Source organism: Nitrospina gracilis 3/211, assembly GCF_000341545.2.
Classification (GTDB): Bacteria; Nitrospinota; Nitrospinia; order Nitrospinales; family Nitrospinaceae; genus Nitrospina; species Nitrospina gracilis.
The window spans coordinates 2,075,721-2,082,299 of record NZ_HG422173.1 but is presented as its reverse complement, the minus strand read 5'-3'; the positions used below and the strand labels follow the sequence as shown (position 1 = coordinate 2,082,299).

Below are 6,579 nucleotides of genomic sequence, written 5' to 3'. Positions count from 1 at the left end.
GACGGTGTGGTTGGGGTCCAGCAAATAGGGAAAATCCACCTTATTCGGGAATTGGGAAAGGTAATCGACTACCTTGTCTTTAGAATCGCCACTGGTGTTGATACCGATGATTGCAACCTTATCGCCGAGTTCTTTGCGGACTTTTTCAAATTCCATCGCCTGGTTCATACAGGGAACACAAATGTGGAACATGCCGACCAGGACCACCTTGCCCTTGAAGTCGCTCAGCGAGACCTGCTGGCCGTCCACAGAGGTCAGGGAAAAACCCGGGGCCGGGTCTCCCGCTTTTGGAACAGCCGCCCAGGCAGTCTGCCAGATCAACAACAACGCTGTGACGAAAATGGCGCATTTTTTCATGGTGTCCTCATTCCTTCCTTAACGCTACGGTTGAGAGCCCGGATTTGCACTTTAAATGGGCACCTTTTTCATCATTTTAAAATACGGGGAATGCGAATTAAAGACAAAAGGTGTACATCAATCATTAAGCGAATTTCATCTCCGGTTAAGCATCGTTTAATGCAACCGGTTTAGACTTAAAGAGTGGGATGCGCCGCGCGAACCTGACAAAAGCGGCTGAAAATCCGGCCTTGTGGCCCATCAAGTCCCCCCTTGCACTTGTTTGGGGATTGAGATATGATTCGTTAGTAATACTCCTTTGTAGGACTTAAGTCGATATGTTTAAAGGTTTTTTTCTTACACTCAGCCTGTTTGCGTTGGTCGGAACCGCGTCCGCGGCCGAGCTCAAAGGGACCGTCACATTCAGCGGAACGCCGCCCCCTGCGACCATCCATAAAACCGGAAGATACAGCAAGGCTTGTGGACCGGAGTTTGCCGGTCAGACGCTACTTCTTAAAGGAAAAAACGTACAGAACGCCGTGGTCTGGCTGACCGAGAAAAAAGGCCATGCCCTCAAAGATAAAGACGCCTCGGGCGAATTCGTGCTGGATCAGACGAAGTGCCGCTATGCACCACACGTGGTGGCCATGCCGCGGGGCGGCGAGTTGACGATCCTTTCCAGTGATCCGATCAACCACAACATTCATACCTATTCCTTCGACAACGATCCGATCAACCTGATGTTCATTCCGGGACAGGAACACGTCCAGGAATTTGAAGAGGCGGAGATCGTGAAAGTCGAGTGCGACCTGCATTCCTGGATGCAGGCCTGGATTGTGGTGACCCCGAATCCTTATTATTCCACCACCTTGGAGTCCGGCGCGTTCACCATCCCAGATGTGCCTGCGGGAAATTACACCTTGAATGTCTGGCACGAAGTTCTGGGAACGCAGAGTCTGGAAGTTGAAGTTTCCGGCGCCAATCAGGAAATTCATTTCGATTTCCCCGAGTTGGCCGAACAGGTATCACTGAACCAATAACCTTAAGTTTTCCTGAGTCGTTACCATGTTTGAAAATTGGATTAAACATTTTTCCGTAAAAATGAGTTGCGCGTTCACCGCCCTGCTTGTCCTCATGCTGGGATTGGCCCCTTCCTCTTGGGCATACCAGGAAATTGAAGTGACCAACGGCGGCTCGATTTCCGGAAGAGCCATTCTGGATGGCCCCATGCCCCAGCCCCGCGTGTATCACCTGGTGCTGTTCCCCAATCTCGACATCTGCGCCGAGGTGGAAACCGATGACGAAATGAACCGCGTTCTCTACGACTTCATCGTGGACGAAAACCGCGGTATGCGCGATGTGGTCGTCACGCTGGAGCACGTGGATGCGGGCAAACCGTTCAGGCCCAAACCCATCAACATCCTGTCCGAGAACTGCAAATTTTATCCGGACGTGAACGTGATCCGGCAAGGAGAGACCTTTTTCGTAGACAACCAGGATGCGGTGATGCACAACAGCCAGGTTTACCAGAAGGAACGCGGCAAGATTATTCTGAATATCCCCATCCCCGCAGAGGAAATCTCAGAAGGCAAGGTGCATTTCCAGAAGCACTATAAAATCTTTCAGATGATCTGCGGCATGCACGAGTTCATGCAGACCTGGGGCTACCGTGTACAGAATCCCTACTTCTTCAAAACCGGCGCCGATGGTACTTTCAAAATCGAAAACATCCCCCCCGGGGAATACACCGTCAACGCCTGGCATTACCTGATGAAGGTGCGGACCCAAAAAATCAAGATCGGGCCGAATGAGGACGTGAAGATCGATTTCCATTTCGATGGAGACGAAATCGAGCGGCCTTTTTACGAAACGATCAAGTCCGGACGCATCAAGAAAGACGCCCGGTTGCCGGGAACCATTCATTGATGCCTTGAGGAATCAATCCGGAACCATACTTTCCGCTGGATAACCCGTTGATTTCATCCGTTATCGATAAACTTCAACGGACGTATCGACCCGGGCTGGGGGGGCTCGCCTTGCTTGTGAGCCTGCTCGTCAGCCCGGTTTCTGCGTTCACCAACCCAACGAGTGCCGACCTGCCGAAAACCATCACTGTCGGCTCCACCACCTATTCCCTGCCCAACCTGGACAACCCGCTTCGCGCCGACAAAACCAAATTGAAGGACCACAGAGAAGCCGGAGCAAAGCTGTACTTCACCCACTGCTACCTGTGCCACGGCGATTTGAAGGACGGACGTGGTGTGTTTGGCGACCGTTTCAGTCCGGCCCCGGCCAACCTGAGAAAGCTTGTGGCCGACGCGGACAAGAAAGAGAGTTACGCATTCTGGCGGATCGCAAAAGGGGGTCGCGGGCTGCCGGAAGCGCATCGGCCGTGGGAGTCCGCCATGCCGGAATGGGAAGGAAAACTGACCCCGGAGGAAATCTGGCAGGTGGTTCTTTTTCTCTTTGATTCGGTTCGATATCCCTTTGTGCCCAACGAGCCCCAAAAGGCCAGCGTTGAACGGGGCACCGAGGTGTACGAAAAGCACTGCCTGCACTGCCACGGAGCGAAAGGCGACGGCAAGGGTATCGCGGCCCCTTTTTCCAGCCCGCGGCCACGCAACTTCACCAAGGGACATTACAAATTCCGCTCCACGGCCTTTGGTAAAATTCCCACGGATGATGATATGCGTAAAATGCTGGTTACGGGCATGCCTGGCACCACCATGCCTTCATGGAAACACCTGCCGGAAGTGGACCGGGAAAGCCTGGTTCTCTACCTGAAATCCCTGGGACGAAAATTTGAGAAATTCAAGAAACGCGGAAAATCGCACAAGGTGATCCCGGTGCCGGAACCCGCACCCTTTACGCTCGAAAGCAAGGAGCGCGGCCGCAAACTCTTTATAAAAAACTGCTCCGGCTGTCATGGGGTGGAAGGAAGGAGTGACGGCGCCTCCACGCACAAGATCGTCAACATCGCCAAGGATCAGTTACGCCCGCGGAACCTGACCCAATCCTGGCTGTTTCGCCGGAGCCACACTCGCAAGGACCTTTTCCAGACCCTGAGGACGGGATTGTCGCTGACAGCCATGCCCCGCTTGTCCCCGCGGGTGCATTCGGATGAGACTGTGTGGGATCTCGTCAACTACGTATATACCCTTTCGCCCGCGGTTCAGCCTGCAGTATTGGAAGAAATGCGGGCCGAACGGGTGGAGGGCCCATTGCCCGACGATCCGGAGGACCCCGCGTGGAAATTGGTTACCGCCTACTATTTTCCGCTGGGGGGACAACTGGAAGAAGAACCCAAATCCAATTTCACCACTACCAGCAGTTTGTGGATCCAGGCAGTCCACAACGGACGCGAAATCGCGTTCCGCATCCGTTGGGATGACCCGACCTTCGACCCGATTTTAAAAGAAACAGCAAAGGTTCTGGAGTCGCCTCCACCTCCTCTGCCTGCCCACCTGCAGGCGGATCCCGCGGATCAACCGCCTCCTCCCAAACCCAAACCCCAGAAAATCCCGGACGCGTTTGCGTTGCAGTTTCCGGCTTCGCTGGGCTCCGGTAACCTTCCTCATTTTTTAAACGGGTCCCCGGATCGCCCGGTGACGCTCTGGCATTGGACTTCTTACCCGAACCAGATCACTGAATGGACGGCACAAGGTGTTTCGCAATGGTCCCGCAAAGGAATGAGCCAGGAAGTGAAGGGCAAGGTGGCATTCCGCTATGGGCAATACCAATTGGTGCTGAAGCGCGCCCTAACCACTTCCGACAGGAAACGTGATATTCAATTCCAAACGGGACAGGAAGTGCCGATTGCTTTCAATGCCTGGGATGGAAACGAGGGTGAGTCGGGAAGCAAGAAAGCAGTCTCAAGCTGGTACAAACTGATACTGGATTGATCAGCGCTTGACGACCGAAACATTCTTCTTTCCCGGCGGAGATTGGGGCGGTTCCAGCGTGGACAGGTATGCAAGAATATCGCGAATATCCTGCTGGGAGAGAATGTCACCAAAGTTGCCGGGCATTATGGAAATATCCTGAGTTTTATATTTTTTGATATCGTCTTTCTCAATATGAATATTTTCCCCTTCTTTGTTGACGATATCGATCGACTTGTCGTCTTCATTGATTTTGATACCGGTCAGGAACTGACCTTTCTTGGTAAGAATCAGGACAGATGAATAGCCTACGGTGATCACCTCCCGTGGGTTGAGAATCGATTCCAGAATAAAGGGACGTGTCCGGCTGACGCCCACGTAACTCAAGTCGGGCCCTACATTCCCGCCATCACCGCCAATGCTGTGACATTTGGAACAATAAGCATTCCCCTTTGAATCGTAGAACAATTTCTTACCACGTTTGGCATCCCCTTTCTTTTCAAGGTAGGTTTTCCACCCTTTGGCAATTTCCGTTCCACTGAGGCTGGAAAGAAATGCGGTGATCAAACGGTCTTCTTTTTTATCCAGACCAATGGTTGGCATTTTGGTTTCAGGTTTGACAAGTTGCGGGCTGCGGATCCAGGCGTAAATCCATTCCGGAGTGTACATAAAGCCCGCGCGGGATAAATCCGGACCCACCACTCCGCCTTCTTCATTCACCCTATGGCAAGCGAAGCAACTTTTCTTTTCACGGAACAACCAGCGGCCGTCCCCGATATTTTTTGGATTATTGCCATTCTTTTCGTACCACGAACGGAACTCATCAACCTCCTTGGAATCCAGGGACGGAACGTGTGGCCTTTGGGTATTGACATCTTCCGGAAGGGTGACAGGCTGAGATCGGTCTCCGGCCAGATACCGCACGTAAGCCACGAGACTCCAGATTTCCTCTTCGGAGAGGGTGCGGCCAAATACGGGCATCAGGTGGGATTTGCGTGTTCCCTCCCCCCCCAGTTTGATGGCTCGAAAAAGCTGTTCGTTGGACTTCTTCTGGACAAAGTCAGGATCGGAGAGTTCGGCGGGCCATTTTTCCAGCTGCTCGGCATTGTAACCATCGCCGTTTCCAGAAAGGCCGTGGCAATGCGCACAGTAGTGCAGGTACAGGGGGCGGCCTTTTTTGATGAGGGCATCGAATTTATTTTTGATTCGTTCGATTTCGCCTTGGGCACCAGCAGAAAATGGCAAAACCGCCAAAATAAAAATTGTGAGGAAGAATGATTTCAGAATTCGAAGCATGAAAAATCACATAGGAATTTCTGATTGGAGATCCCAACTTTCTGGTCAGAGGATATCCTATTCCCACTCTTTTGTTAATCAAAAAAGAAGCGGCTTGGCCCCGGCTCATAGAGGCTCCGCCCGTGGCCCCATGCTCCTTGTTGGGGTTGAGCGTACAATCTGAAACCGGAAATAAGTTAAAAGATGGTCAAAAAAAACAGCACCGGACATTGTCCGGTGCTGTTAATTTTTACCAGTGCGAAATGCTTACTTCTTCTTCTCTAACGTGAAGTCCGCCTTCGCATCTGCACCACCGCTTACGGTCACTTCCTGGGTCACCTCACCTACATAGGGGTGCCAGGCGGTTACCTTGTACTTGCCGGCAGGAATCTGATCGATCTTGAAGGACCCATCAGCACCGCTAACAGTGTAGTACGGATTCCAGACAACGCGAGCATCGGCTTCCATGAAGTTGTGCTGGTCGCACTGCAGGAAGAAATGCTGGTCTTTACCCGGGCGCATCCGCATCAGGTTCTTGGTGACGTCCGCAATGTCACCTTTGCTGGGCAGAGGCTTGTTGAACAGGGTCTTACGGCGAGCACCCATTACGGAATACCCGTGCGGGTTGTGGAGGATATCCGGGTCCTGGTTGGTAACCATGACCAGGCCTTCACGGACACCCCGCGGCGGGCGGCGAACAACAGTCACCTTCGGCTCGATGTCACACTTCGCGAAATCGAAGTTGATCGGTCCCGGCCATGCTTTGCCCTTGGAGATGTCTTCGATAAAAACCACGGTGTCTTTCAGTTTACCACCGCTCACAACCACCTTCTGCCGAGGGCGGATGTTACCGTCCTGGGTGTTTGGGTGCGTCGCACAGAATTCCACATTTTTACCTTTATTGAGGTCTTCCATGATGGGATCAGGAACCGTGCCCTTGAAATTGATCACACCGCTGATAGAACCTCCATTGCTGACGCTGCCTTCCTCATACTTCCCCTTTTTTGCCATGGACAGGGAAGCTGTGAGTGCCAGCACCGCCAGTACTGCCAGAATCTGGAACAAGCTTTTTTTAATCATTCCTTCT

6 protein-coding genes are annotated in these 6,579 nt (G+C 52.5%); 3 read left to right on the top strand and 3 right to left on the bottom strand.

The genetic code is table 11. The features are described from left to right. Window positions 1-357 (bottom strand): peroxiredoxin family protein (locus tag TX82_RS09885; RefSeq protein ID WP_042251031.1); only part of this gene is annotated, 357 nt, incomplete at its 3' end. 317 nt (window positions 358-674) lie between these two features. On the opposite strand from TX82_RS09885, the gene TX82_RS09880 reads away from it, so the two are divergent. The 3 genes from TX82_RS09880 to TX82_RS09870 are packed head-to-tail and all read left to right on the top strand — an operon-like array spanning window position 675 to window position 4,238. After that, on the top strand, window positions 675-1,376 hold the full coding sequence (locus tag TX82_RS09880) for a hypothetical protein (RefSeq protein ID WP_005009909.1): 702 nt from the start codon (window positions 675-677) through the stop codon (window positions 1,374-1,376). Window positions 1,377-1,401: 25 nt separating this feature from the next. Beyond that, window positions 1,402-2,262: a peptidase associated/transthyretin-like domain-containing protein gene (locus TX82_RS09875; protein WP_005009908.1), complete on the top strand. Its 861-nt coding sequence runs from the start codon at window positions 1,402-1,404 to the stop codon at window positions 2,260-2,262. Window positions 2,263-2,309: 47 nt separating this feature from the next. Beyond that, window positions 2,310-4,238 carry a c-type cytochrome gene (locus TX82_RS09870; RefSeq protein WP_005009904.1) on the top strand — a complete coding sequence of 643 codons (1,929 nt, stop codon included), beginning with the start codon at window positions 2,310-2,312 and terminating at the stop codon, window positions 4,236-4,238. On the opposite strand, the gene TX82_RS09865 is transcribed toward TX82_RS09870, so the two are convergent. Further along, window positions 4,239-5,513, bottom strand: coding sequence for a c-type cytochrome (locus TX82_RS09865; RefSeq protein WP_005009902.1), 1,275 nt, complete (start codon window positions 5,511-5,513; stop codon window positions 4,239-4,241). 246 nt (window positions 5,514-5,759) lie between these two features. Further along, the gene (locus TX82_RS09860) at window positions 5,760-6,572 is read right to left on the bottom strand and encodes a carboxypeptidase-like regulatory domain-containing protein (protein WP_005009901.1); all 813 of its coding nucleotides are present in this window, start codon (window positions 6,570-6,572) and stop codon (window positions 5,760-5,762) included. Window positions 6,573-6,579 lie beyond the last annotated feature (7 nt).